Source organism: Corallococcus sp. AB045 (assembly GCF_003668895.1).
GTDB lineage: Bacteria > Myxococcota > Myxococcia > Myxococcales > Myxococcaceae > Corallococcus > Corallococcus coralloides.
Map to the genome: position 1 here is coordinate 20,598 of NZ_RAWN01000047.1, position 24,340 is coordinate 44,937.

25 protein-coding genes are annotated in these 24,340 nt (G+C 69.9%); 16 read left to right on the plus strand and 9 right to left on the minus strand.

Annotation, left to right across the window (positions count from 1 at the left end; translation table 11 throughout):
• Positions 1-77: 77 nt before the first annotated feature.
• The 4 genes from D7Y21_RS14005 to D7Y21_RS14020 are packed head-to-tail and all read left to right on the plus strand — an operon-like array spanning position 78 to position 3,518.
• Positions 78-1,577 carry a DNA-3-methyladenine glycosylase 2 family protein gene (locus D7Y21_RS14005; RefSeq protein ID WP_121713712.1) on the plus strand — a complete coding sequence of 500 codons (1,500 nt, stop codon included), beginning with the start codon at positions 78-80 and terminating at the stop codon, positions 1,575-1,577.
• On the plus strand, positions 1,570-2,091 hold the full coding sequence (gene ogt, locus D7Y21_RS14010; RefSeq protein WP_199735418.1) for a methylated-DNA--[protein]-cysteine S-methyltransferase: 522 nt from the start codon (positions 1,570-1,572) through the stop codon (positions 2,089-2,091). The genes D7Y21_RS14005 and ogt overlap by 8 nt, the downstream gene beginning before the upstream one ends.
• A 33-nt stretch (positions 2,092-2,124) precedes the next feature.
• The gene (locus D7Y21_RS14015; RefSeq protein WP_121713714.1) at positions 2,125-2,940 is read left to right on the plus strand and encodes an isocitrate lyase/phosphoenolpyruvate mutase family protein; all 816 of its coding nucleotides are present in this window, start codon (positions 2,125-2,127) and stop codon (positions 2,938-2,940) included.
• Positions 2,941-2,951: 11 nt separating this feature from the next.
• The gene (locus D7Y21_RS14020) at positions 2,952-3,518 is read left to right on the plus strand and encodes a bifunctional 2-polyprenyl-6-hydroxyphenol methylase/3-demethylubiquinol 3-O-methyltransferase UbiG (RefSeq protein WP_120565717.1); all 567 of its coding nucleotides are present in this window, start codon (positions 2,952-2,954) and stop codon (positions 3,516-3,518) included.
• Here the strand turns inward: D7Y21_RS14020 and D7Y21_RS14025 are convergent.
• The gene (locus D7Y21_RS14025) at positions 3,500-3,997 is read right to left on the minus strand and encodes a DUF1579 domain-containing protein (protein WP_121713716.1); all 498 of its coding nucleotides are present in this window, start codon (positions 3,995-3,997) and stop codon (positions 3,500-3,502) included. The two genes, D7Y21_RS14020 and D7Y21_RS14025, sit on opposite strands and share 19 nt — an antisense overlap.
• A 119-nt stretch (positions 3,998-4,116) precedes the next feature.
• Here D7Y21_RS14025 and D7Y21_RS14030 point away from each other — a divergent pair, with 119 nt between their 5' ends.
• Positions 4,117-5,160: an NAD(P)-dependent alcohol dehydrogenase gene (locus D7Y21_RS14030; protein ID WP_121713718.1), complete on the plus strand. Its 1,044-nt coding sequence runs from the start codon at positions 4,117-4,119 to the stop codon at positions 5,158-5,160.
• 52 nt (positions 5,161-5,212) lie between these two features.
• Here the strand turns inward: D7Y21_RS14030 and D7Y21_RS14035 are convergent, their stop codons facing one another.
• Entirely contained in the window at positions 5,213-5,779 is a 567-nt protein-coding gene (locus D7Y21_RS14035) for a TMEM165/GDT1 family protein (RefSeq protein WP_120565720.1), read from the minus strand.
• Positions 5,780-6,148: 369 nt separating this feature from the next.
• Between D7Y21_RS14035 and D7Y21_RS14040 the strand changes: the two genes are divergently transcribed.
• Positions 6,149-6,403: a ribbon-helix-helix domain-containing protein gene (locus D7Y21_RS14040; RefSeq protein ID WP_120565721.1), complete on the plus strand. Its 255-nt coding sequence runs from the start codon at positions 6,149-6,151 to the stop codon at positions 6,401-6,403.
• Between the two features lie 165 nt (positions 6,404-6,568).
• Positions 6,569-7,042: a hypothetical protein gene (locus D7Y21_RS14045; protein WP_120565722.1), complete on the plus strand. Its 474-nt coding sequence runs from the start codon at positions 6,569-6,571 to the stop codon at positions 7,040-7,042.
• A 13-nt stretch (positions 7,043-7,055) separates the two neighbouring features.
• Here the strand turns inward: D7Y21_RS14045 and D7Y21_RS14050 are convergent, their stop codons facing one another.
• Complete coding sequence (locus D7Y21_RS14050; protein WP_120565723.1) at positions 7,056-8,129, minus strand: lysylphosphatidylglycerol synthase transmembrane domain-containing protein; 1,074 nt, start codon at positions 8,127-8,129, stop codon at positions 7,056-7,058.
• 155 nt (positions 8,130-8,284) lie between these two features.
• Positions 8,285-8,491 carry a DNA gyrase inhibitor YacG gene (locus D7Y21_RS14055; RefSeq protein WP_014396283.1) on the minus strand — a complete coding sequence of 69 codons (207 nt, stop codon included), beginning with the start codon at positions 8,489-8,491 and terminating at the stop codon, positions 8,285-8,287.
• A 52-nt stretch (positions 8,492-8,543) separates the two neighbouring features.
• On the opposite strand from D7Y21_RS14055, the gene D7Y21_RS14060 reads away from it, so the two are divergent.
• Positions 8,544-9,545: a magnesium transporter gene (locus tag D7Y21_RS14060; protein WP_121713720.1), complete on the plus strand. Its 1,002-nt coding sequence runs from the start codon at positions 8,544-8,546 to the stop codon at positions 9,543-9,545.
• Between the two features lie 36 nt (positions 9,546-9,581).
• Positions 9,582-10,571: an NAD(P)H-quinone oxidoreductase gene (locus tag D7Y21_RS14065; protein ID WP_121713721.1), complete on the plus strand. Its 990-nt coding sequence runs from the start codon at positions 9,582-9,584 to the stop codon at positions 10,569-10,571.
• Positions 10,572-10,576: 5 nt separating this feature from the next.
• On the opposite strand, the gene D7Y21_RS14070 is transcribed toward D7Y21_RS14065, so the two are convergent.
• Positions 10,577-11,005 (minus strand): MmcQ/YjbR family DNA-binding protein, encoded by a 429-nt coding sequence (locus D7Y21_RS14070; protein ID WP_121713723.1) that lies wholly within the window; start codon positions 11,003-11,005, stop codon positions 10,577-10,579.
• An 86-nt stretch (positions 11,006-11,091) separates the two neighbouring features.
• Between D7Y21_RS14070 and D7Y21_RS14075 the strand changes: the two genes are divergently transcribed.
• Both D7Y21_RS14075 and D7Y21_RS14080 read left to right on the plus strand, forming a co-directional pair.
• A complete protein-coding gene (locus tag D7Y21_RS14075) occupies positions 11,092-12,636 on the plus strand; it encodes a serine/threonine-protein kinase (protein ID WP_147469279.1) in 1,545 nt (514 codons plus the stop codon).
• Between the two features lie 61 nt (positions 12,637-12,697).
• Positions 12,698-13,735 carry an agmatinase family protein gene (locus D7Y21_RS14080; RefSeq protein ID WP_121713727.1) on the plus strand — a complete coding sequence of 346 codons (1,038 nt, stop codon included), beginning with the start codon at positions 12,698-12,700 and terminating at the stop codon, positions 13,733-13,735.
• A gap of 4 nt (positions 13,736-13,739) precedes the next feature.
• Here D7Y21_RS14080 and D7Y21_RS14085 read toward each other — a convergent pair whose 3' ends face one another.
• Positions 13,740-14,747: a hybrid sensor histidine kinase/response regulator gene (locus D7Y21_RS14085; protein WP_120565728.1), complete on the minus strand. Its 1,008-nt coding sequence runs from the start codon at positions 14,745-14,747 to the stop codon at positions 13,740-13,742.
• 258 nt (positions 14,748-15,005) lie between these two features.
• Here D7Y21_RS14085 and D7Y21_RS14090 point away from each other — a divergent pair, with 258 nt between their 5' ends.
• From D7Y21_RS14090 to D7Y21_RS14110, 5 genes are all read left to right on the plus strand, one after another.
• Positions 15,006-16,346: a trypsin-like peptidase domain-containing protein gene (locus D7Y21_RS14090; RefSeq protein WP_121713729.1), complete on the plus strand. Its 1,341-nt coding sequence runs from the start codon at positions 15,006-15,008 to the stop codon at positions 16,344-16,346.
• A gap of 53 nt (positions 16,347-16,399) precedes the next feature.
• Positions 16,400-18,355 (plus strand): serine/threonine-protein kinase, encoded by a 1,956-nt coding sequence (locus D7Y21_RS14095; protein ID WP_120565730.1) that lies wholly within the window; start codon positions 16,400-16,402, stop codon positions 18,353-18,355.
• 162 nt (positions 18,356-18,517) lie between these two features.
• Positions 18,518-18,889 (plus strand): YccF domain-containing protein, encoded by a 372-nt coding sequence (locus D7Y21_RS14100; RefSeq protein ID WP_120565731.1) that lies wholly within the window; start codon positions 18,518-18,520, stop codon positions 18,887-18,889.
• A gap of 156 nt (positions 18,890-19,045) precedes the next feature.
• A complete protein-coding gene (locus D7Y21_RS14105) occupies positions 19,046-19,459 on the plus strand; it encodes a Tsi3 family protein (RefSeq protein ID WP_120565732.1) in 414 nt (137 codons plus the stop codon).
• 385 nt (positions 19,460-19,844) lie between these two features.
• On the plus strand, positions 19,845-21,491 hold the full coding sequence (locus D7Y21_RS14110; protein WP_121713731.1) for a hypothetical protein: 1,647 nt from the start codon (positions 19,845-19,847) through the stop codon (positions 21,489-21,491).
• A 28-nt stretch (positions 21,492-21,519) separates the two neighbouring features.
• Here D7Y21_RS14110 and D7Y21_RS14115 read toward each other — a convergent pair whose 3' ends face one another.
• Genes D7Y21_RS14115 through D7Y21_RS14125 form a run of 3 tightly spaced genes read right to left on the minus strand, consistent with a single transcriptional unit; the run spans position 21,520 to position 24,339 of the window.
• Entirely contained in the window at positions 21,520-22,128 is a 609-nt protein-coding gene (locus D7Y21_RS14115) for an iron-containing redox enzyme family protein (RefSeq protein ID WP_121713733.1), read from the minus strand.
• A gap of 1 nt (position 22,129) precedes the next feature.
• Positions 22,130-23,359 (minus strand): CapA family protein, encoded by a 1,230-nt coding sequence (locus D7Y21_RS14120; RefSeq protein ID WP_121713735.1) that lies wholly within the window; start codon positions 23,357-23,359, stop codon positions 22,130-22,132.
• Positions 23,356-24,339 (minus strand): fatty acid desaturase, encoded by a 984-nt coding sequence (locus D7Y21_RS14125; protein WP_121713737.1) that lies wholly within the window; start codon positions 24,337-24,339, stop codon positions 23,356-23,358. The genes D7Y21_RS14120 and D7Y21_RS14125 overlap by 4 nt, the downstream gene beginning before the upstream one ends.
• Position 24,340 lies beyond the last annotated feature (1 nt).

Here is a 24,340-nt window from a genome sequence, read left to right on the forward strand (position 1 = left end):
AGGCCTGCTCCCAGAAGCCGAACGTCCACGTCCGAAAACGGCCAGACATCCAGGGTCCGCCGTGTGACCTTCACCCCATGGACGGCCTGGACCCCACCGCCTGCTACCGCGCGTTGACGACGCGGGACTCCCGCTTCGACGGGCGGTTCTTCACCGCCGTGAAGACGACGCGCATCTACTGCCGCCCCATCTGCCCGGCCCGCGCGCCCCGCTTCGAGAACTGCACCTTCTACCCCACTGCCGCGGCGGCCCAGGAAGCAGGCTTCCGGCCCTGCCTCCGCTGCCGGCCCGAGGCCTCGCCCTCACTCGCGCCCTGGCGCGGCACCTCCGTCACCGTCTCGCGCGCACTGGCGCTCATCGCGGACGGCCTGCTGGATGCCGACGAGGCCAGCGTCGAGGTGCTGGCGGACCGGCTCGGCGTCGGGGACCGGCAGCTGCGCCGGCTGTTCCACCAACACCTGGGCGCCTCACCGGTCGCCGTGGCGCAGACGCGCCGCGTGCTCTTCGCCCGTCAGCTCATCCACGAGACCTCCCTGCCCATGGCCGAGGTCGCCCTCGCGTCCGGCTTCGGCAGCGTGCGGCGCTTCAACGCCGTCTTCCAGTCGCTCTACGGCCGACCTCCGGGCACCCTCCGCCGTTCCCGGGCGGCGCCAGTGACGTCCGCCGGTCCCGAGGTGACGCTTCTCATCCCCTACCGGCCGCCCTACGACTGGGACGCGATGGAGGCCTGGCTGACGGCCCGCGCATTCACCGGCATGGAGCACGTCGAGCCCGGCCGCTATCTGCGGACGTTCACGAACGCCTGGGGCCAGGGCGCCGTGGAGGTGTCGCCCGCACCGGGGCTCGACGCCCTGCGCGCCACCCTGCGTGTCAGCGATGTGCGGATGCTGCCCTCCGTCGTCGCCCAGGTCCGGCGCGTCTTCGACGTGGGCGCGGACGTGGAGGCCATCCGTGCCCACCTGTCGACGGATGCACTGCTCGCGCCCCTGCTCGACGCGCGGCCCGGACTTCGCGCCCCGGGTGGCTGGGATGGCTTCGAGCTGGCGGTCCGCGCCATCCTGGGCCAGCAGGTGACGACCGTCGCCGCGCGGCAGCTGGGACAGCGGCTCCTCGCCATGCATGGCGAAAGCCTGGACCCGGCCCTCACCGGCGATGCCCGCCTCCAGCGCGCCTTCCCCCGCCCCGAAGTCCTCGCATCAGCGGACCTCACCGGCCTGGGCATGCCGGCCGCCCGGGCCCGGGCGATCTCCCAGCTCGCCGCGGCGGCCGTGGCGGACCCTTCGCTGTTCCAGCCCGGCCCGTCGCTCGCGGACACCGTCGCCCGATTCACGCGCCTGCCCGGCATTGGCGAGTGGACCGCCCAGTACATCGCCCTCCGCGCCGTCCGCGAGACGGATGCCTTTCCTGCCTCCGACGTCGCCCTGCTTCGCGCCGCGACGGAAGGCGGAGGCCCTCGTCCCACGCCCGAAGCACTCCTGCGGCGCGCCGAAGCCTGGAGCCCGTGGCGCGCTTACGCCGCCCAGTACCTCTGGACCGCGGCGGCCCTCACCCCTCCCCACCGGAAAGCTCATGCCTGACCGTCTGCGCTTCTTCATCGATTCCACGCCCACCCCCGCCGGCGTGGCGCTCCTCGTCTGTGATGAGGAGGGCCGCCTGCGCGCGCTGGACTGGGAGGGCTACGAGGCCCGAATGCACCGGCTCCTGCGCCTGCACTACGGCGAGAACGGCTGCGTCCTCGAAACCGCGCGCGACCCCGCCGGCCGCACCTCCGCGCTCCAGGCGTATCTGCGCGGAGACCTGGGCGCCATCGCCTCCCTCCCCGTGGAGACCGGCGGCACGCCCTTCCAGCGCGAGGTCTGGCGCGCCCTCCGCGAGATTCCCGTGGGAAAGACGACCACCTACGGCCGGCTCGCCGAACGCATCGGACGTCCCAAGGCCATCCGCGCCGTGGGCCTGGCCAATGGCGCCAATCCCATCGGCATCGTCGTCCCGTGCCACCGCGTTGTCGGTGCCAATGCCTCGCTCACCGGTTATGCAGGAGGCCTGGAACGCAAGCGCTGGCTGCTCGACCATGAGCAGACCCACGCCTGAATCCCTCTCACCCCGTCACCGGAGCCCCCACGCATGACCGCCCGTCCCGACACCGCCCCCACCTTCCGCGCGCTGCACCAGGGCCCTGACCTGCTCGTGCTTCCGAATGTCTGGGACGCCGGCAGCGCCCGCCTCTTCGAGAGCCTGGGCGCGAAGGCCATCGCCACCACCAGCGCCGGCATCGCCTGGGCCCTGGGCTACGCGGACGGCAATGCGCTGCCCGTGGACGCGCTCGTCCACACGGTTCGTACCATCGCCCGCGCCATCCAGGTCCCCCTCACCGTGGACGCCGAAGCGGGCTACTCCGACGACCCGGCCACCGCCGCGGAGAACGTGGCCCGCCTCCTGTCCGAGGGCGCCGTGGGCTGCAACCTGGAGGACGGCAGCGGTCCTCCGGAGCTGCTCGCCGCGAAGATTGAACGCGTGAAGCAGGCCGGCGCGCGGCTGGGCGTGGACGTCTTCGTCAACGCGCGCACGGACGTCTACCTTCGCAAGCTCGTGCCGCCCGAGCGCCGCGTGGAGGAGACCCTGGCCCGTGCTGCCCGCTACCAGCAGGCCGGCGCGGATGGCCTCTTCGCCGCGGGCGTCACGGATGCAGCCGAGATCCAGGCCATCACCCGGGGCACCTCGCTGCCCGTGAACGTGCTCGCGCGGCAGGACCTCCCCGCTCAGGCGGAGTTGCAGCGGCTGGGGGTGCGGCGGCTCAGCGCCGGCTCCGCCATCCCGGAGGCCCTCTGGGGCCGGGCCGGGGCGCTCGCCTCCGCCTTCCTCCGCGAGGGACACTCCGCGAGCCTGTTCGAAGCCGCCGCCAGCTACCCGACCCTCAACGCGCTGATGACCCGGAAGTAGGAACCCAAGCCATGTCCCAGGAGGATCGCCAGCGCTGGAACGACAAGTACCAGCAGGCCACCGCGCCGCGGGAGCCGTCCGCATTCCTCCGCTCGCTCGAGGACCGGCTGCCCCGAAAGGGCCGGGCGCTCGACCTGGCCGGCGGCGCGGGACACGACGCATGCTGGCTCGCGCGGCGCGGGCTGGACGTCACCCTGGTGGACATCTCCGACGTGGCGCTGGCGCAGGCGGAAACCCTGGCGCGCGACGCGGGCGTGTCCCTCACGCGCCTGCGCCTGGACCTGGAAACAGATGCATTGCCGCCCGGTCCGTTCGATCTGGTCGTGTGCTTGAACTACCTCTGGCGGCCGCTCCTGGCCGCTGTGCCGAAGCTCCTTGCACCGGGCGGGTTGTTTGTCTTCGCCCAGCCCACCCGGCGCAACCTGCAACGCCATCCGCACCCGTCCGCGCGCTTCCTCCTGGAGGAGGGTGAACTGCCCACCCTGCTCCAGGGGCTCCAATCCCTCTCATTCACCGAGGACTGGACGGACGCCGGACGTCACGAGGCGCGCATCCTGGCTCAGCGCCGCTTGTACTGAATCTCAATCGCTCTCTGCGGTGCCGCTCCCGGCTCGATGTTGAAGTGCGTGATGACCAGCGCATCCGGACTCGTCAACTCGAGGTCCACGCGCCAGCCCCAGCGGGGCGACTGCTCACCCGTGGAGTAGCTGCCGGTGACGGAGATGCGGTCGCTCACCCCGGCCTCCCCCTGCAGCGCCATGATGTCCGTGCCGACGTGGAAGGTGTCCACCCACGACATGGTGAACTGCCGCCCGTCCAGGTGGTAGCCCAGCGTCGCGATCCCGGACAGCGGCTTGCCCCCAAAGGCAGACGTGTACTCGTGCACCACGTAGCGGCCGTCGAGCACGCTCCGGAAGGTGCCGGAGATGGGCGACTCATCCTCCACCTTGTCGGGCTGGAACCACGTGCGCGCGACGCCCTCCCACGTGCCGACCAGGCGGGAGAGGAGGTGATGGGGACCCGCGGACAGGGATTGCTGCAGACGTTCCTGGCTCATGGGCGCGGAGTCTCCTGGATGCCCCCCGGGCAGGTCCACTTCTCCCGATGTTCCCCGGCACGATGGCCCCGGCGTCGTTAGATTGCCGCCCCTACTTCGTTTCCCATCAGGAGCCTTCCTTGCCCACGACCCCTGCCTATGCCGCCCCCACCGCGAAGGCCGCGCTCGGCCCCTTCACCGTGGAGCGCCGTGAGCCGCGCCCCCAGGACGTGCTCATCGACATCCAGTACTGCGGCGTGTGCCACTCGGACATCCATCAGGCCCGCGACGAGTGGGGCGGCGCCCTCTTCCCCATGGTCCCGGGCCACGAGATCGTCGGCAAGGTGTCCCAGGTGGGCAGCGCCGTCACCACGTTCAGGGTGGGTGACGCCGTGGGCGTGGGCTGCTTCGTGGACTCGTGCCGCGAGTGCCCCCAGTGCCTCGCGGGCGACGAGCAGTACTGCGACCGCGGCGCGGTGAACACCTACAACGGCCGTGAATACGACGGCCAGCCCACCTACGGCGGCTACTCCACGCACATCACCGTGGACGCGAAGTACGTGGTGCGCATCCCGGAGGGCATCCCCCTGGACCGCGCCGCGCCGCTCCTGTGCGCGGGCATCACCACGTACTCGCCGCTGCGCTATTACGGCGTGAAGGCCGGCAGCAAGCTGGCCGTCGTGGGCCTGGGCGGCCTGGGCCACATGGCCGTGAAGCTGGCCAAGGCGATGGGCGCGGAGGTGACGGTGCTGAGCACCTCGCCGTCCAAGCGCGACGACGCGCTCGCCCTGGGCGCCACGCACTTCGAGGCCACGTCCGACAAGGCGACGTTCAAGAAGCTGCGGCGGTCCTTCGACTTCATCCTGGACACCGTCTCCGCGCAGCATGACTACAACGCCTACCTGAGCCTGCTGAAGACGGACGGCACGATGATCATCGTCGGCGCGCCGGAGACTCCCACGCCGCTGGCGGCCTTCTCGCTCATCCCCCGCCGGCTCAAGCTGGGCGGCTCCATGATTGGCGGCATCCGTGAGACGCAGGAGATGCTCGACTTCTGCGCGAAGCACCACGTCGCCTCCGACGTGGAGGTCATCCCCATCCAGAAGATCAACGACGCCTACGAGCGCATGCTCAAGAACGACGTGCGCTACCGCTTCGTCATCGACACGGCGAGCCTGAAGTAGTCCTCACCGCGAAGCCCCGGCGTCCCTGCACGCCGGGGCCCTTCGTGAAGCCTCAGCCGCGCCAGGCCGTCCAGAGCGACACGAGGCCGAAGAGGAAGAAGAGCGCGGCGGTCACCCACCGCACGTACTTCATGTTCACCCGCCCGGACAGCCGGTCGCCCAGGAACACCGCGAGGCCGTCCGACACCAGCATCCCCGCCGTCGTGCCCAGCGTCACCAGCACCGGCGCCTGGTAGCGCGCGGCCACCGCCATGGTGGCCAGCTGCGTCTTGTCCCCCATCTCCGCCATGAAGAAGAGCGCCACCGTGGTGAGGAAGGCGCCGAAGCGCGGAGGCTTTCCGCCGTCTTCATCCAGCGTGTCGGGCTTGAGCGTCCACAGGCCGAAGCCCAGGAACAACACCGCCAGGACCAGCGCCATCACCCGCGCGGGGACGTGCGTGGACACCCACGTGCCCACCGACGACGCCAGCGCGTGGTTGGCCACCGTGGCCACGAAGATGCCGCCCAGCACCACCCACGGCTTGCGGAACCTGGACGCCAGCGAGAACGCCAGCAGCTGCGTCTTGTCCCCCATCTCACTGGCGGCGACGAGGACGAATGATCCGACAATGGCTTCCAAAGACACGATGGCACCCCATCCCAGTTCCTGGCGCGGAGGATGTCGTGGGGTGGAGCGCTTCAGGGAGGAGCGCGCACGACGGACCTCGGCCAGGGAGCGTTGAATCCCTGTCCGAAGGTCTCGTTCGTCTCGCGCGCTTCACGAGATGGGGGCCCGGGCTGTCACCAGCCAGTGTGTCGAGCGCCCCTCCGCCCCTCGCTGCCGGGCGGGAACTACTCCCCTTACGTGGATGCGCGAGTAACAGCGCACCGGGTTCCAAGTCAACCCGGCCCGTCGCGTGTTCCTTTTTTTGACGGCACGAGAGGCCGGCCCCCTAATGCCCACGCCAGGTCGGTAGCGGCCTGTAGCAGCATTCCTGGAGGAAGCCCGATGCAGGATGGAAGCGCCAGCCCGCTGAGCCCCGACGCTCCGTCGTCCCCGTCCGCGGTGGAACCCGGTGAGGTCCGAAGCCCCGAGGCCGACATCGTCTCCACCCACGTCCTCGTTCCCGAGGAGCAGGTGCACAAGCTGCGCGAACTGGCGCGGCGCACCCGCATCCACCAGAGCGAGTACCTGCGTGAAGCCGTGGAGGACCTGCTGTCCAAGTACGGCCGAATCCCCGCCAAGACAGAGGGCCAGTCGTGAGCGGCCCCCTGCTCCGCCGCCGCGCCCGCCTGCTGAGTGAGCGGCTGTGGCGCTGGCTGGAGCAGGAGCTGTAATCCTCCCGTCATCGCCTCCAGGCCCACCTGGAGCGGTCCGGGAGGAACACGCTAGGGTTGTTCGCCTCTCCTTCCAGGAGTCGCGCCCCGGATGCGTCCCTCCCTGCTGTCCGCACTGCTCGCGCTGGCCGCCACCGGCTGCGCCACCCCCGGCTTCGAGAAGCTCTACCCCGGCATGACGGCCGCCCAGGTGGCGGACACCATGGGCAGGGGGCCGGAGCGGGCGCAGGAGTTCGCGGACGGCTCGGCGGCCTGGTACTTCGACGAGGACCACTGCGTGCTGATGCGCGACCACGTGCTGGTGGCCAAGTCCACCACCGAGACGCGCACCGCGGTGCGCACGCCCGTGGGTTCGCTGAAGGACGCCGCCAAGGCCTGGTGCGGTCCGCCGGGCACCGACGGCAAGCGCGAGCAGAGCATCGAGACGCCCTTCGGCACGTTCAAGGGCACCGTGGATCCCGCCGCCGTCACCGATCAGGTGAGGAACAGCGTGCGCGCCCAGCAGGTGCCTCCCGCGTCCCCGCCACCGACCGACGGCGGGCAGGCCACCCAGCCCGCCCCGTAGCGCCGGAAGGGCCTCAGGCCACCGACGAGCGGGTGACCGAGGTGTCGTCGTCCTTCTTCATCTTCCCCGCCAGCTCACGGAAGGACATGTGGCTGATGGACAGCAGGATGAGGCCGAAGGCGATCTGCTGGAACGTCTGGCACATCCACAGCACGTTCGCGTAGGCGAGCCCGTGCGCGTTCACCATCGCGGCGGGCATGAACAACCCCAGGCCCACCTTGGTGGCGGCCTGGAAGGTGCCCATCATCCCGGGCGCGGCGGGGATCATCACGCCCACCACCAGCACGCACATCACGATGTAGGACTGGAACAGCGTCAGGTTCATGGGCTCGCAGGCCGTGCCCGCCGCCGCGCCGGAGCAGTCGAAGGCGCGCGCGAGCAGCGCCATGCCCAGGCCGTTCACGCCCCAGTAGGCGACCGTGTAGAGGAAGAAGAGGGCGATGTGCTTGCGGTCGGGGAGCTGCCGCATGGCCCCCACGAAGGTGTCCACGACGTCCGCCACCTTGTCCGCGATGCCCGGCGAGAAGCGGCCCACGGTGGCGCGCACCAGTCGCACCGTGCGCTCCTGCTGCCACAGGCCCAGCAGCAGGAACATCAGGCCGCCACCGAACACGGCGAACATCAGCCACGCGCCCAGCTTCACGTACCGGACCTCGGGGGTCTCCGTCGGGACGAAGAAGAGCAGCACCCGGAACAGCGCAGCGACGAAGAGGCCATCCACGATGCGCTCCAGCACCACGGACGTCATGGCCGCGCTGCGGCGGATGGAGCTGCGCTGGGCGATGAGGAAGGGCCGCGCGAACTCACCCAGCCGGAACGGCAGCACCAGCAGCATCATGAAGCCGATGCCGGACGCTTCGTTCAGCTTGCGGAACGGGACGCGCTCCAGGCCGGACAGCAACGCACCCCAGCGCAACGTGCGGAAGATGTGCACGAAGGTGAGGCACACGCAGTACGGCAAGATCCACGCGTAGTTGGCCGCCTTGAGGCTGGCGACCTGCGTGGACAGGTCCGTGTCCCGGAAGGCCCACCACATGAAGGCAACGGTGACGAGCAGGCTGGCGATGAGGTTGACGGCGCGTTTCACGGCAGGCGGGTATAGCGTCACTCTCCCCGCGACTCCAGCGGCACGCCCGCCCCCTGCCCTCCGGGGCGCACGGGCGCGGGCCTTCCGGTGGCACGCTCCCCTGCCCTGTCGTTCGCGCGGTCCGGGAATCTTCCAGCTTCGGACGCCGGCAACGGCTAGGCGTCGTGGTGGCGGCGCGGCTCGCCGTCGGAGGGGAGCTCGTCCTCCTGCTGCTCGGCCTGACGGTCGGGCACGCGGTACTCCTCACCCAGCCAACGGCCCAGGTCGACGGCGCGGCAGCGGCGGGAGCAGAAGGGATGGGAGGTGTTCTCCGGACGCGGAGGCACGGGCTTCTGACAGATGGGACACGGCGCGAGTGGCATGGCGGATGGAGTCCTAGATAAGCCTTGACGCTCCGGCGGGCCAGGACGTTTCGTGCCCGGCCCCGTGCAGATGCCTCCGGAGACCGCTCACACGCTGTTGCAGGGCGACCGGCTGTCCCGGGACTTCACCGCCGTGGGCGTGGAGGACACGGTCGCCCAGGCGCTGGAGAAGCTGCGCGCCCACCCCGGCACGGGGGAGATCTTCTACTGCTACGCGTGCGACCCGGCCGGCCGGCTGGTGGGCGTGGTGCCCATCCGCAAGCTGATCCGCGCGTCGCCCGACGAGCGCATCGCGTCGCTGATGTTCACGCGGGTGGTGAAGCTGCCGGTGGACGCCTCCGACGCGCTGGTGGAGGACTTCTTTGTCACCTACCGCTTCCTGGCGTTTCCGGTGGTGGACGCGGAAGAGCGCATCGTGGGCGTGGTGGAGATGAACCAGTTCGTGGACGCGTTCTCCGACACGCTCTTCGACGAGGTGGAGGGCCGCGTGCGCGACGAGGTCTACCGCTTCGTGGGCCTGCCCAAGGGCGAGGCGCGAGAGACGCGGCCCGGGCGCATGGCGCTCAAGCGCTTCCCGTGGCTGCTCGTGAACATCGGCGGCGGGTTCCTGGCGGCCACGACGACGCGGCTGTTCGAGCGCACGGTGGCGGAGCTGGTGGTGGTGAGCGCCTTCATCCCCATGGTGCTGGTGCTGTCGGAGAGCCTGGGCGTGCAGACGACGGCGGTGGCCGCGTCGATGGTGACGCACGGAGAGGTGGACCGGAAGGTGGTGGCGCGCGAGGTGCTGGCCGCGAGCCTGGCCGGGTTGATGGCGGCGGCGGTGGTGGCGCTCCTGGGGCGCGTCTATTCGCCGGGGTTCGGCTTTCCCCTGGCGCTGTTCGTCGCGGTGACGGTGTCCGCCACGCTGGCGTCGTGCCTGGGCGGCGTGCTGCCGTTCCTCTTCAAGCGGTTGAAGGTGGATCCGCATCTGGCGTCGGCGCCGCTGGTGCTGGCGGTGTCCGACAACGTGACGCTGCTGGCGTACTTCGGATTGGTGACGCGGTTGTTGTTGTAACGGTGTGGTGGGTCTTCTCGCGGAAGGGGGCAGGTCATGAAGGTCGTGCGCATCACGAAGCCGGGCGGTCCGGAGGTCCTCGCGTTCGACGAGCGGCCGGAGCCGGTGCCGGGGCCCTACGACGTGCAGGTGCGGGTGCGGGCGAGCGCGCTGAACCGGGCGGACCTGCTCCAGGTACGGGGTGCCTATCCGCCGCCGCCCGACGTCCCCCAGGACGTGCCGGGCCTGGAGTACGCGGGCGAGGTGGTGGCGGTGGGCCCACGCGCGCGCAAGTTCCAGCCAGGCGACCGGGTGATGGGGCTGGTGGGTGGCGGCGCGTGGAGCGAGGTGCTCACCACGCACGAGCGCGAGGTGCTGCGCATGCCTCGCGGGCTGGACTTCGCGGACGCGGCGGCACTGCCGGAGGCGTACCTCACGGCGTACGACGCGCTGGTGCTCCAGGCGGACCTGAGACCTGGTGAGACGGTGCTGGTGCACGCGGTGGCGAGCGGCGTGGGCTCCGCGGCGGCGCTGATCTGCCGGGCCATGGGCGTGCGGGTGGTGGGCACGGGGCGGAGCGCGGAGAAGCTGGCGCGGGCCTCCGAATGGGGCGTGGGCCAGACGGTGCTGTGTGAGAGCAACCCGCCGGTGTTCGCGGATGCCGTACTGAAGGCGACCGAGGGCCGGGGCGCGGACGTGTGCCTGGACCTGGTGGGCGGCGCCTACCTGCCGGAGTCCGTGAAGGCCATGGCGCCCCGAGGGCGGCTGATGCAGGTGGGCTCGGTGGCGGGCGCGCGAGCGGAGCTGGACCTGGGGCCGGTGATGCGCAAGCGGCTCACGCTCAAGGGGACGGTGCTCCGCAGCCGGCCCGCGGAGGAGAAGATGCTGCTCACGCAGGTGGCGGAACGGCAGCTGTTGCCCCTGTTCGACTCCGGCGCGCTGCGGGCCGTGGTGGATGCCGTGTTGCCCATGACGGAGCTCCGCTCCGGGCTGGAGCGGATGGCGGGCAACAGCACCGTGGGCAAGATCGTCGTTCGCTGGGACTGAAGCCGCTACACGCTCCGCTTTCGGGCGGCAGCCTTCTTCACCGCTCGCTTGGGAGCAGCCGCGGCGGGCTCCTCCGCCTTGAGCACCTTGGCGGAAGCGCACCTGCGCCAGGCTTCCTTGAGCAGGACCTCCAGCAGGCGCCGATTCACGGTCTTCAGACGCACGATGACCATGGGCCAGTCCTGGTAGTGCGGCGTCACTTTGAACATGTCTGGCTTGGAATCCAGCAGGGCCTCGCGGTGGTCGAAATCCACCTGGATGACGATGGAGTCGTCATCCAGCACCCGCGCGAAGAGCTTGTCGCTCACCCGGAACCCGGGCGTGCCGTAGGAGGGGCGCTCCTCCGTCGACGGCAGGGCCAGCGCCATTTCGCGCACGTCGTCCACCGTGAGCCGTCCCTTGCGCTTCGCCACCGTCTTCTTCCGCGTCGCCATGTGTGTCCTTTCCGTCACGTTGACACCTGGACTGCTGGGGATGCCGGAGTTTCCGGCCTCCGTCTCCCTTTGCTACCGTGACCCGGGTGAGCGCGACGCAGCCCCTCCCTTTTGGCCGTTACGAGCTCCTGGAGCGCCTGGGCGCCGGGGGGATGGCCATGGTCTACCGGGGGAAATACACGGCGGGACCGGGCATCACCAAGACCGTCGTCATCAAGCGCGTCCTGGGCGAGTACGCGGACAACCCGGCCTTCGTGGAGATGTTCCTCAACGAGGCGCGCATCTCCGTGGGGCTCAATCACGGCAACATCGTCCAGGTCTTCGACTTCGGGCAGGTGGAGGGCGAGTACTTCCTCGCCATGGAGTTCGTGGACGGCCAGCCGCTGTCCCACGTGCTCAAGCAGCTCAAGGCCAGGGGGCTGGCCTGGATGCCCGCGCCGCTCGCGGTGAGCACCGTCATCGAGCTGTGCCGGGGCCTGCATCATGCCCATACACGCACGGACGAACAGGGCGCGCCCCTGGGGCTCGTGCACCGGGATATCTCTCCCGACAACGTCCTCGTGAGCTACGAGGGCGAGGTGAAGGTCTCCGACTTCGGCATCGCCAAGGCGCGGCTCGCGGGGCGGCCGGAGACGGAGGTCGGCGTCGTCAAAGGCAAATACCCCTATCTGGCGCCGGAGCAGCTCAAGCAGTGGCCCTCGGACGCGCGCGCGGATGTCTACGCGGTGGGCGTCGTCCTGTTCGAACTGCTCTGTGGCGAGCGGCCCATCACCGGCAACGAACTGGAGATCTTCCAGCGAGCCATCGAGGGCCGGCACACCCCGGCGCGCAGCCTCAACCCCGGCCTGGACGAGGACCTGCTCTCCATCCTGAAGCGGGCCCTCATGCCCTCTCCGGACGAGCGCTACCGGAGCGCGGAGGCGCTGCAACAATCCCTGTCGGACTGGTTGGGCTCGCACGCGCCGCGCCTTCCCACCCATGCCCGGAAGCTGTTCATGGCGTGGTGCTTCCAGGAACAGCTGGCCGCCCAGCACCGGGACGTCTCCATTCCGGAGCCCTTCCTCCGGCAGCTCCAGACCTGGCGCGACGAACGGCTGCTCGCCAGTCGCGCCCCTGTGGACGCCGAGTCCGCCCCGCCCTCACCCGCGATGCACGAATGGCCCGTGTTTCCCGCGGAGCTGGTTGCGAAGAGCCTGCCCCGGGCGCCCTACGCTCCGCCCACGGCTCCTGAACCCATGGCCCCGGCACGCCGGAAGATCCGCTGGCATCGCCACTGGCGCAACGGCCTCATCATGGGAGGCGGTGGACTCCTCGGCGTGATGCTGCTCCTGTGGGTCGTGCGCTCGGGCGAGCAGCATCCGCGCTCGCCGTCCGATGAGGCAGCCGCGGCCTATTCCATGGGCAGGGCCTTCCTCGAACTGGGGCGGCCCTCGGATGCCCTGGCCTCGTTCCGCGATTGCGTGGCGGCGGATCCACGAAGCGGCCCGTGCCGGTTCGCGCTGGCCAACACCTACGAGAGCCTGGGACGGCTGAAAGAGGCGCGAACGGAATACGACCGCTACCTGCGGTTGGGGCTCCAGGGCCCCAGCTCGGACCACGCGCGCGAGTTCCTGAAGGCCCCGCCTCCCTGAGGGCAGCCAGGAGCCACCGAAGCCATTGCGCCCCGGATGCGGAACCGTATCCTGCGCCGCCATGGCTACCCACTTCGACCCCGCCGCCGCCGCGCAGCCGGGCTCCGGCATCTTCGGCCTCCCCCACTCTCCCGACGACGCCCACGTCGTCGTCATCCCCGTGCCCTTCGAGGCCACCACCAGCTACGGCGGCGGCACGTCCAACGGCCCCGCCGCTCTGCTGGAGGCCAGCAAGCAGGTGGACCTCTTCGACGTGGAGACCGGCCGGCCCTACGAGCGCGGCATCGCCATGCTGGAGGCCCCCGCTGAGCTGCACGAGTGGAACGAGCGCGCCAAGGAGCGCGCCCAGCTCGTCATCGAGGCCGGCGGCATCGACTCCGGCGAGGCCGAGCTGCTCCTCGCCGCCAAGGACGTGAACGGCTTCAGCGAGAAGCTCAACGACCACGTCTACCGCACCGCGAAGCAGTGGATTGAGCAGGGCAAGCTCGTGGCCGCCGTGGGAGGCGATCACGCCATCTCCTTCGGCATCGTCCAGGCCCACGCGGAGAAGTACCCCGGCATGGGCGTGCTGCACCTGGACGCGCACGCCGACCTGCGCGTCGCGTACGAGGGCTTCACCTGGTCGCACGCGTCCATCTTCTACAACGTGTGTGAGCGCATCCCGGGCGTGAAGACGCTGGTCCAGGTGGGCCTGCGCGACATGAGCGAGAACGAGCACCGCTACATCGAGGGCTCCGGCGGCCGCATCCACGCCTTCTACGACGCCGTCCTCCAGCAGAACCGCTTCGACGGCCTGCCCTGGAACCAGCAGGTGAAGCAGATCGTCGACAAGCTGCCACAGCAGGTCTACCTGTCCTTCGACATCGACGGCCTGGACCCCGTGCTGTGCCCGAACACCGGCACGCCCGTCCCCGGCGGCCTGTCCTTCCCGGAGGCCATCGCGCTCGTCGCGGGCGTCGTGCGCTCGGGCCGCACCATCGTCGGCTTCGACCTCACCGAAGTGGCCCCCGACCCGGAGGGCAGCGAGTGGGACGCCAACGTGGGCGCCCGCCTGCTCTACAAGATGATCGGCTGGATGCTGAAGTCGCAGAAGGCCTGAGGCGTCAGGCCACGCGCGGCAATGACACGCTGAACGTCGCGCCCTGCCCGGGGCGCGACTCGGCGGAGAGCGCGCCGCCGTGCAGCTTCGCCAGCTCCGAGGCCACGTAGAGCCCCAGCGCATCTCCCCGCGCGGGGCCCTCCGGGAAGGGCTGGAACAGCCGGGGCAGCTCCGCATCCGGGATGCCCGGCCCCGGGTCGCTCACGCGCACCAGCACCTGCTCCGCGGACGCCTCCAGTTCCACGCGCACCCCGCCCTGCCGGGCCGCGTTCGACAGGAGCACGTCGAACACCTGCTCCAGGCGCTCCGGGTCGAAGCGAAGGCCCACCGCCTCCGGGGGCACCGTCACCTCCACCGGCACGCCCGGCCCCGTGGTGCGGCAGCGCGCGACGGAGGCCTCCAGCGGCTGGCGCAGGTCGCCCTCCACCGGCCGCAACGTCACGCTGCCCGCGCTCAGACGGGCGGCGTCCTGGAGGTAGCGGCCCATCCGCTCCAGTGACTGGAGCTGCGCGCCCAGCGCCTCCACCGCGCCCTTGCCCGGTGGGGGCAGGTCTCTAAGCGTGCGCAGTTGATCCCTCGCGGCCTCCAGCGGGCCCTGGAGCGACTGCGCCACCCACCGGCTCAGCGCCTCCACGGGCGTGGTGGGCTCCGGGGGCGCGGCGGGGGCCTTCTCCAGCACATCGTGGACCAGCGTCTCGAAGTCGGTGATCTCAAAGGGCTTGTTGAGGAACGCGGACGCATCCGGCGAGCCCTGCTGGAGCACGGCGCTCAGCAGGATGATGGGCACCTCGCGCAGGCCCGGCTCCTGCTTCAGCCGGCTGCACAGCTCCATGCCGCTCATGCGCGGCATCATGTGGTCCGTCACCACCAGCCGCGGACGGTGGGCCCGGGCAAGCGCCAGCGCCTCCTCGCCATCCCGCGCGCGCACCACGTCGTGCCCCAGGTCCTCAATCACCTGGCTCAGGACTTCCAGCACGGCGGGTTCGTCATCCGCGACCAGGACGAGACTCATGCGCAACCGCTCCCAAGGCCCCCGCGGGCAGCCAGCAACACGCCGCGCCGGGACTCCCAGGGCTGCCCTTGCTCCCCCAACGCCGCAATCGGCCCAGGGCAAGGACGTTCTGCCTGAAAGTGCGTTCGATCACGGCCGCAGCATCTGGTCTATGAAGAGCGGGACGCCGCTTCCAGACACCCAGGGAATGGCTGAGGCCTTCCCGACATTCAGACTGTCTTCCGGGAGACAATTCCCGGCGGCGTACGGAGGAATGGCATGAGGGCAGCACACATCCGGTGGGGGCTCTTGCTGTGGGGGCTCGTGCTGGCGCTCCCGGCGCACGCGGACCTGTCCCGGCGCCGCAGCGACGTGGTGGAGGTGGTTCAGAAGGTCTCCCCGGCGGTCGTCTACATCGGCACCGAACAGGAGGTGGAGTCGCGCTTCCGGGGCCGGCCCCGCTCGCCCCTGGAGGAGTTCTTCGGCCAGGGGATGGCGCAGCCGGAGACGCGCCAGCGCATTACGGGCCTGGGCAGCGGCGCCATCATCGACCCGTCCGGCATCATCGTCACCAACGACCACGTCATCCGGGGCGCGTCCGCCATCCACGTGGTGCTCGCGGACGGGCGCACCTTCGACGCGGAGGTGGTGGGCAGTGACGCGAACAACGACCTGGCGGTCCTCAAGGTCAACGCGAAGGAGCCCCTGCCCACGGCGAAGCTGGGCACCAGCAGCGACTTGATGATTGGCGAGACGGTGGTCGCCATCGGCAGCCCGTTCGGCCTGAGCAAGACGGTGACCGCAGGCGTGGTGTCCGCCACGGGCCGCACCTTCCGTGCGGACAGCCGCGTCTACAACGACTTCCTCCAGACGGACGCGGCCATCAACCCGGGCAACTCCGGCGGGCCGCTGCTCAACGTGGACGGGGAGATCATCGGCATCAACACGGCCATCTACGCCAACGGGCAGGGCATCGGCTTCGCCATCCCCGCGGACAAGGTGCGGCGCATCGTGGAGGAGCTCACGCGCTTCGGGAAGGTGCGCCCCGCGTGGGTGGGCATGGACACGGCGGATCTGCCCTCGCAGGTGGCCGCGCGGCTCGGGTGGGACCGCACGTACGGTGTCATCGTGACGAACGTGGATCCGGACAGCCCCGCAGCGCAGGCCGGTGTGCAGCGCGGAGACCTGGTCGCGGAGCTGGGCGGTTCGCGCATCCAGGACGCGGAGGATTTCGATTCGCGCGTGCGCGGCTACCCCGCCCGCTCGGTCTTCCCCTTGGTGCTCTTCCGAGCAGGCGGCAACCGCACGGTGCAGGTGACGCCGGTCGAATTTCCAGCTCGCCTGCTTGAGAACCTGGCGTGGGAGAAGCTGGGACTCCGCGTGAAGGAGTCCAAGGGCGGGATGGCGATTTCGTCCGTGCGGCAGGGGTCGGCTGCCTCGGAGATTGGGCTGGAGCCGGGGGACGTGCTGTTGCGGATGAACAATCAGCCTGTCCCCACGGGTGACACTTTCCGTGAAGCCCTGCTGACGGCGCGACGGGGACGTAGCGTGCTGTTGCTCGTGCGGCGCGGGCGTTATGGCTACCACCTGACGCTGCCTTTCGAAGGCCAGCGACTCTAGGCGCGACCCGGGGATTCCAGGATCGACGGGAAGGGCACTAGCATGCCGTTCCCATGAGTTCGCCTCGCTATCAGTCACTCGGCCCCCTCCTTGCCGGAGAGGGCTCGCGTGCCTTCCTCGGACTGTCGCTGGAGGAAGGCGCCACGCCCCGCCCCGTGGTGCTCATCTGGGCACCGCCTGAAATCGCGCAGAACCCGGAGCTGGTGGCGCGCCTGGAGCGCGAGACGAACCGCGCCATCGTCTTCGAGCACCCGAACATCCTGCGCGTGCACGGCCTGGAGAAGCTGGACGGGGGCCTCGCGCGAGTCACCGAGTTCGCGGACGGCGAGCCGCTGCGGCGCGTGCTGGAAGCCAACCCGCGCATGTCGCCCGCGTTCGCGGCGCTGGTGGTGGCGGACGCGGCCATGGGCCTGCACTACGCGCACGTGGCGGGCAACGACGACGGTTCACCGCTGGTGCACGGAGACATCCGGCCCGAGACGCTGATGGTGTCCTTCAGCGGCTACACGAAGGTGACGGGCTACGGCGCGCTGTCCGTGGCGCCGCGTGAGCGCGGTGGCAAGCGCGTGAAGAACCGCCGCGCGTACACGTCCCCGGAGCAGCTGCTGGGCGGGCGTGAAGCGGTCAACGTGCAGTCGGACGTGTTCCTGCTGGGGCTCACGCTGCACGAGTGCCTCACGGGGAAGATGCCGTTCAAGGAGTCGGCGGATCCGGACAAGGCGGTGCTCAACCGCGCCCTGCCCCCGATGCCGGCGGACGTGCCGCTGAAGCTGGATGCCGTCGTGCGCCGCGCGACGACGAAGCGGGCGCTGGAGCGCTATTCGTCGGCGCTCGCGTTCCGCGAGGCGCTGGTGGATGCGATTGGCAAGCTGCCGACGCACGAGGAGTTCGCGGAGCACCTGGCGAAGCTGTTCCCGCCGGAGAGCGACGCGAGAGCGGCGCGCCGGGCGACGATTGAGAAGGGCATCGCGGAGGCGCTGGCGAAGGCGGGCATGCCGACGCCGCAGATCGCCGAGATCATCGCGAACGGCGCGGGGCTCGCGGAGCCCGTGAAGAGCAAGGTGCCGGAGTTCTCCTCGGCGGAGAGCAGCAAGCCGGCTCCCGTGCAGGCCGTGACCACTGCACCGCAGACTGCCGCGCCCGTGCAGCCCGTGGTGACGGCGCCGGTGCAGGCCGCTCAGGCCCCGGCAGCGGTGCAGGTCCCGCAGAGCACCCCTGTCGCGACTCCGGTGCAGAGCGCTGTCCCGAGCACCACGAGCCCGGCCACGGCTCAGACCGTGACGCCCTCCCCTGCTCCAACGGCATCCACGGAGACGCGGCCCGCGGGCCCCATCTTCGGCGGAGCGGCGAGCCCCGCAGCGCGGCCAGTGGCCGCGCAGAAGCCTTCGCGTTCCTGGGTCCCGTTCGTGGTGGGCGGGCTCGTGCTGACGCTCGGCGCGGGCGCGGTGATCGTCCAGCGCCAGCTCCAGGGCACGATGACGGTGGAGACCTTCGACGCGGGCCTGCCCATCGTCGTGGCCGAGCCCTTCGACGCGGGCGTCGAGGACGCGGGCGTTGACGCTGGTGTGGACGCGGGCCCGACGATGGGCATCCTGGACCTCACGGTGGAGCCGCGCGTGGAGGTCACGCTCAACAACGCGCTGCTGGGCCGGACGCCACTGTCCGCGTCGCTGCCGCCGGGCAAGCACCTGCTGACCTTCACCAACGGCGCGCTCGGCATCTCCGTGTCGCGCACGGTGACGGTGGCCCCCACGGGCCGCTCCGCCTACCAGTTCTTCCTCAACAAGGCCTTCATCAACGTGCGCGGCCCGGCTGGCGCCAACGTCTCCGTGGACGGCAAGCCCGTGGGCACGGTCCCCGTGGAGGAGTTGGACGTCTTCGAGGGCTACCACCGCCTCAACGTCAACGTGGGCCCGTCGCACTGGCAGAAGACCTTCACCATCGAGCCCGGCCAGCGCGTCAACTTCGACGTGGACTTCCAGGAGCCGCAGGAGGCCACGGAGGAGTAGGCGCCAGTTGGCGGGACGCCTCCGCGACGGGGCTCGGGGATGGACAGACACCCCGCGCCCTGGCTCAAGCGATAGCAGCGCGCGCGGCTCCTGAAATCGAGGCCTGGCGAAATTCAGACGGGCTCATGTCATCGACTGACGACTCCAACGTATAAGCCGATCATGAACCTGCTTCTGAACCTGTTGTGGATCATCTTCGGCGGAGGTCTGGTGCTCTGCCTCGAGTACCTGCTCGGTGGACTGGTGCTCTGCCTCACCCTCGTCGGCATCCCGTTCGGCGTGCAGTGCTTCAAGATGGCCGGCCTCGCGCTGATGCCCTTCGGCAAGGACATCGAGGATCTTCCCAGCGCAGGCGCGATGAGCTTCGGGCTCAACATCGTCTGGGCACTCTTCGCTGGAATCTGGATCTTCCTCACCAACGTCGTCATCGGAGTCAGCCTGGCGCTGACGATCATCGGCATTCCGTTCGCGCTGCAGCACCTCAAGCTCGGAATGGTCGCGTTCGCTCCATTCGGCAAGCGCATTCGCGGCTGAACGCCCCCCTCCACCCGGCTACGAAGCATATCGCGACGTGAAAGCAGCGAGGGTCTTTCCTTGAATTCAGGGAGGCATGTTCCAATCTACCGTGCGGTGGGGGTCTTCGCTCTTCTTGTGCTTTGTATGTTCGGTTGCCGAGAAGCGACTCCCCCCATGACCGCGCTACCCATTCATCCACCCGTAGCGGGTTACGAACTCAGGCTTGCCTCCCACTATGCGGCCAAGGCGCGCGAGCACGGCTGGCTGGTCACGCCGGATTCAGATGCCCACGAGACTCGCGATCCAATCCAGATCGATGTCGACATCATCGCGGGCCCCGCCCCGGATGCTGGATCGACGGAGCGCGTGGGCGTACGACGGCTGCGGCGCCTGATGGAAACCTCCGAGGGCGGCTCCAGCGGGGACGCAGTGACCCTGACCTATGTCGAGGCTTTAGGGCCATCCTACGTTCGCTACCGGCAGATGCGCTTCACCGACGGCCTGGCCCCGAGCTTCGAATTGGACGAGTTGATCCGCCGACAGGGGCTTTCGGTGGCGAAGCCCGCTTCAGACCAGACGCCCTTTTGAACGAGGGCATGAGACCGGCTCATCACCCCAAGTGCCTCTGAATCGAGCAGGCCTCTCCTGCTCCCCTCACGCACGCCAACACCCTTAAGCTTGCCTCCACACCTCAAGCACGCGAACACATCCAGGGCGAACGTCCTGCTTGAGCAGTCCGGCCCAGTCCAAACGGGGTGTGCGCTCCTTCCTCGGCTCCTCCACCGTCGCGGCAAAGGCGGGGCTCTCCCTCCTCAAGCACCGGCTCCGCCCCGGCTTGAGGGAACTCCCTTGTCACGAAGCGGACTTGGCGAGGATCTCTTTTCCATTGAATTGGCGACCGCGCCGCGCCAGCCCGCTCGCTTGACGGTCCGCGCGGAAGCTGGAGAACATCCGGATCCGACGAGGGACGCGGATGCTCTTCTATTACGAATGTCAGCACTGCAAGCGGGTCAGTGATCTGTTCAACGCCGGGGAGGCGCTGACGCAGCCGCCCTCCTGCAACGAGTGCGCGAAGAAGTTCGGCGCGACGCCCGCCGTCCAGAAGTCCATCAACGCCTACATCTTCAACTGCCGGCGGTGCGCCTACACCTCCGGGCTGTGCTCCGCGGACGACTATCCGACGCTCAAGGGCGCGCGTCCCCTGTGCCCCAAGTGCGACAAGGCCGACGAGGTGTTCCTCCTCAAGCCGCACGTCGCGAAGAAGCCGTCGCGCCTGGGCAAGCGCAAGGAGCCGGGGCAGTTGGACCCGACCCAGGTGAACGACCTGGGCCTCTACGGCACGGAGGACGTGGACACTTCGATGCTGGAGGCGTTCGAGCAGCACACGAAGAAGAAGCGCAAACTGGAGCTGGGGCCGCAGGACGCGACGGTCTACGATCAGGCGTTCGAGTTCGAGGGCACGTCCGACAGCGCGCGGCTCGCGACGAGCGAAGCGGTGTACCAGTCCCGCAAGCGCTTCCGGCGGAAGTTCGACACGAAGTACGGCGCGCTCAACGACACGTCCAACCCGCTGAAGACGGAGCTTCACGGCGGCAAGGTGGTGCCGTTCTCCACGTACAAGAAGAAGCTGGGTGACTCGGAGACGATTGGCACGACGTCCTACCCCCGCGGGGGCAGCTCCATGCCCACCATCGTCAACGCGGCGAAGCTCATCGAGCGCGACGTCACCTGGGACTACCGGGAGCTGGGGCCCAATTCGTTTCTGCGCAGGCTCAGCGCGCTGCTGTTCGTCATTGAGTTCAACGGCGGAGGCGACACCAACGTCCCGGTCGAGGTCCAGGCCATGTGGGCCGCGGGTTCCCTCTTCCTGGCCTCCAACAACATCACGTACTCCGATGCGCTGCTGAGCGCGCTCCAGAAGCAGACGTCGCTCAAGACGTTCCTCGCGGACATCAAGCTGCCCAAGTCATCGTCCGGCGCCTACGCGACGAAGATGCGGAAGATTGGCAAGCTGCACGCCAACAAGCTCCCCCAGTACCAGGGGGAGTTCAACAGCGGCCTCTATCCGTCCTACTTCCATTACAAGTGGCCGTACGTGTTCAACGCGCTCACGCAGTCCCTGACGTTCGGCTCCGCGAACACGCTGGGGCTGACGGTGGCCAACCACGCGAATGGCTTCAAGCACTGGACGCTGGAGGGCGCCCCCGTCCAGGCCGGCAAGGTCTACGTGGTGCTCCCCAAGAAGTTCGGGAAGGGCACGGGGAGCACCCACTTCACCAAGAAGGACATCCACGCCGAGGAGCTCTTCTACCCGGTGCTCACGGCGCTGGATGGGGCGGGGAGCCTGACCTCGTTGCAGCCCGCGTTCATCGGCGGGGTCAAGACCCCCTGCCGGACCTGCGCCATGGTGTTGGAGGCGGCGGCGAACAGGCTGGGCGACAAGCTCATCCTGCCCACGAACGCGTTCGGGCATTACTGGTCGGGGTCGGGGATGCACGTCCCCAACAAGACCTTCGATCAGAACGACGAGTCGATCGTGTTCGGCAGCAAGGCCAAGATCCGGGACGGCTCCCACGCCCTCTACGCCACGGAGATGCCCAGGTCACCCGAGCACAAGTGACGCACTGGCTGGCCCGCGGGGGCCCGGCCTATGCCTCCGCGAGCGCCCGGCGATGGATGGCCACCCAGAAGTCCGCCGCCTGGCGCGCGCCGTCCAGCAGGGGCTCGGGGCCGTGCGCACCGAGCGACTCGCAGAGCGCCTGGGCCCGCGCGCCGTGCTCCACGTCCACGTCCAGGTGCACGAGCAGGAAGCGCGCCCGCGTCCTGTCCAGGCCGAGCCGCCCCAACCCCTGGCGTGTGTCGCCCCCGAGGTGCCGCGCCACGCCCTCCAGCACGTACAGCGCGCCGAGGAACGAGAGCTGGCGCTCCCCCGGGATGCCTTCCCAGAAGGCGTGGAACGCGGAGACCTCGCGGGGCGTGGCGTCCGACGGCGTGCGCCCGAAGGCCGCGAGGTCCGCCTTCGCGAGCTGGTAGTGGGACTGCTCGTCCGCCGCGAGCTCCGCGAAGAAGGCCTTCAGCTCGGGGAGCGTGGCGCGCTCGGCCGCGAGCCGCAGCCGGTCTCCACTGCGCAGCGTGTAGTGGTACATCATGTCCAGGAAGGCCACGTATCGCTCGGGCGTCACGGCCGGCAGCCAGCCAGCGACCTGCCGGGCCATGCCCACGGTGAGTGCCTCCAACTGCTCCCGCATCGACACCATCTCAGTCCCTCCGGGTTGAAATCAGTCCGCCCAGGGTGCGCCACGCGTGCGCAAGGTGCGGCGCCGCGCGCTCCAGGCCCAGCTCGTCCACCGCCACGACGCCCGCGTCCAGGAAGCCCTCGCCGCCCAGGCCCCGCCCGCACGCCGTGGGCACCGCGCGCACGTCCACGGGGCGCAGGGGGCCCCCCGCGTCCCGCGCGAGCGCGAGCTTCAGCACCGCGCCCGTCTGGCACGCCCGCGTGGGCATGATGCTCAGGAAGTTGCCGAGCGAGTACGCGATGAGCCCCACTCGCGGTGGCCCTCCCCGGCGCACCTGCGCGGGGCACGTGGGGTCCCCGCCGTCGATGGAGACCAGCTCCACGGGCTGCAGCACGTGCGGCGAGGAGCCCAGAAGGATGTCCGCCCCGCGCTCGATGAGGCGGTAGGCGTGCTCGCGCTGGAGGGACTCGGGCCAGTACTCGTACTCGAAGCCCCAGTGCGGCATGAGCACCACGAGGTCCGGCCCCACCGCGCGCGCCGCGTCAATGAGGGCGCCCAGCCGCTCCCAGTCGGGCGCATGCCGCGGGTTGCCCAGGCGCGTCACCGGAACGCCCTCGGGCGGCGCCCCCGCGAGGTGGTTGATGTCATACGTCACCGCGGCAATGCCCAGGCGCACCCCGGCCACCTCCAGGCCCGCCACCGCGTCCTCCGCCCGGGGGCCTCCGACGCAGCGGTGCTCCGGGCGGGCCAGCACGCTCTGGCGCGTGCGCTCCAGCCCTTCCGCGCCCTGGTCCAGCGCGTGGTTGTTGCACAGCGAGAACACACGGTGGCGCGCGGTGCCCTCCCACGCGTCCAGGTAGCCCGGCGGCGCGTTGTAGTGGAGCGTCTCGTAGACGAGCCGGGGCACGGGCCGCGCCGGGTCCACGGGCGTCTCCAGGTTGGCGAAGGCCACGTGCGCGTCCGCCATCAGCGCGCGCAAGCCCGGGGAGAGGGCCTCGCGGAAGCCGCTGCGAATCCACATCACATCGCCCACGGCGCACAGGTTGAGCGCCGCGGGCGCGTCGGGCTTCCAGCTCCCGGAGGCGAGGTGCCGGGCGACGCGCGCGAAGTGCTCGGCGTCCTCGGTGCGGCGCGGCTCGGGGACGTGGAGGAGGCTCTTGGCGATGTAGCGCAGGTTGAGGTCCCAGCGGGACAGCGGCCAGCGGCCGTCCTCGTAGCGGATGTCCGCGTACAGCTGGCGTAGGGCGTTCATGAGCGCTTTCGTTCCAGGGTGACGAGCCGCACGTCCTCGTCCACGACGGTGGGGCCGGCGAGCAGCGCGCGTCCCATGACGTCGAGGTAGCTGTCGAAGACGGGGGCGCCGCGCGCGAGCAGCCCGGGGCGCAGGTGGGTGTGCAGCCTGGCGAGGTTGTAGCCGGGCACGCGCGGATAGAGGTGGTGGTCCAGGTGGTAGTTGAGCCCGTTCCAGAGGAAGGTGACGAGCCGCGTGCCGCGCACCGTCGTCGCGGTGTGGAAGCGGTCCCCGCGCCACGTGTTGGCGTAGTGGTCCGCGATGGACTTGAGGCCGTTGAGGGGGCTGGCGAAGAGCACCGGCAGCAGCCAGCACTCCACCGCGCCGGGGACGAGCCCGTGCCGCGACAGCATCCAGAAGAGCCCCGCGTAGAATCCCGCGTAGCAGAGCAGCACCACGCCATGGCGGCGCAATCGCGCGCGGGAGAAGTGCTGCAGCGGATAGAGGACGTTGAAGTAGATGAGGCTCAGCGGGATGCCGAGCAGCACGGTGGCGTAGAAGAGCGCGCACAGCCCGAGCGAGCGGCGGCCCGCGTTGTAGGCGTCGGGGTCCTTCTGCGTCCGGTTCCAGCGGTGGTGCGCGAGGTGGTCATGGCGCATGGGCTCGTAGGCGATGCCCACGAGCAGGCTGAGCGCGTTGCCGAAGAGGCGGTTCTGCCACGGCCTCGGGAAGAGGTTGTCGTGCCACGCGTCGTGGTCGAGCTGGATGAGCCCCATCACCGCCCCACCCGCCAGCATCCACAGCGGCAGCTTCACCCAGACGCTGTCCGCGCGGGCAATGGCCACGGCCGCCGCGACCCAGACCCCCAGGTGCAGCGCCGCCATGCCCACCGCGCGCAGAGGACGGATGCGGAGCAGCTCCACCAGCTCGGCGCGGGAGAGGCCGGGCTCCGGGGGCGCGGCACCGGGCGAATCAGCGAGACGCGAGAGGGCTGGCTGCATG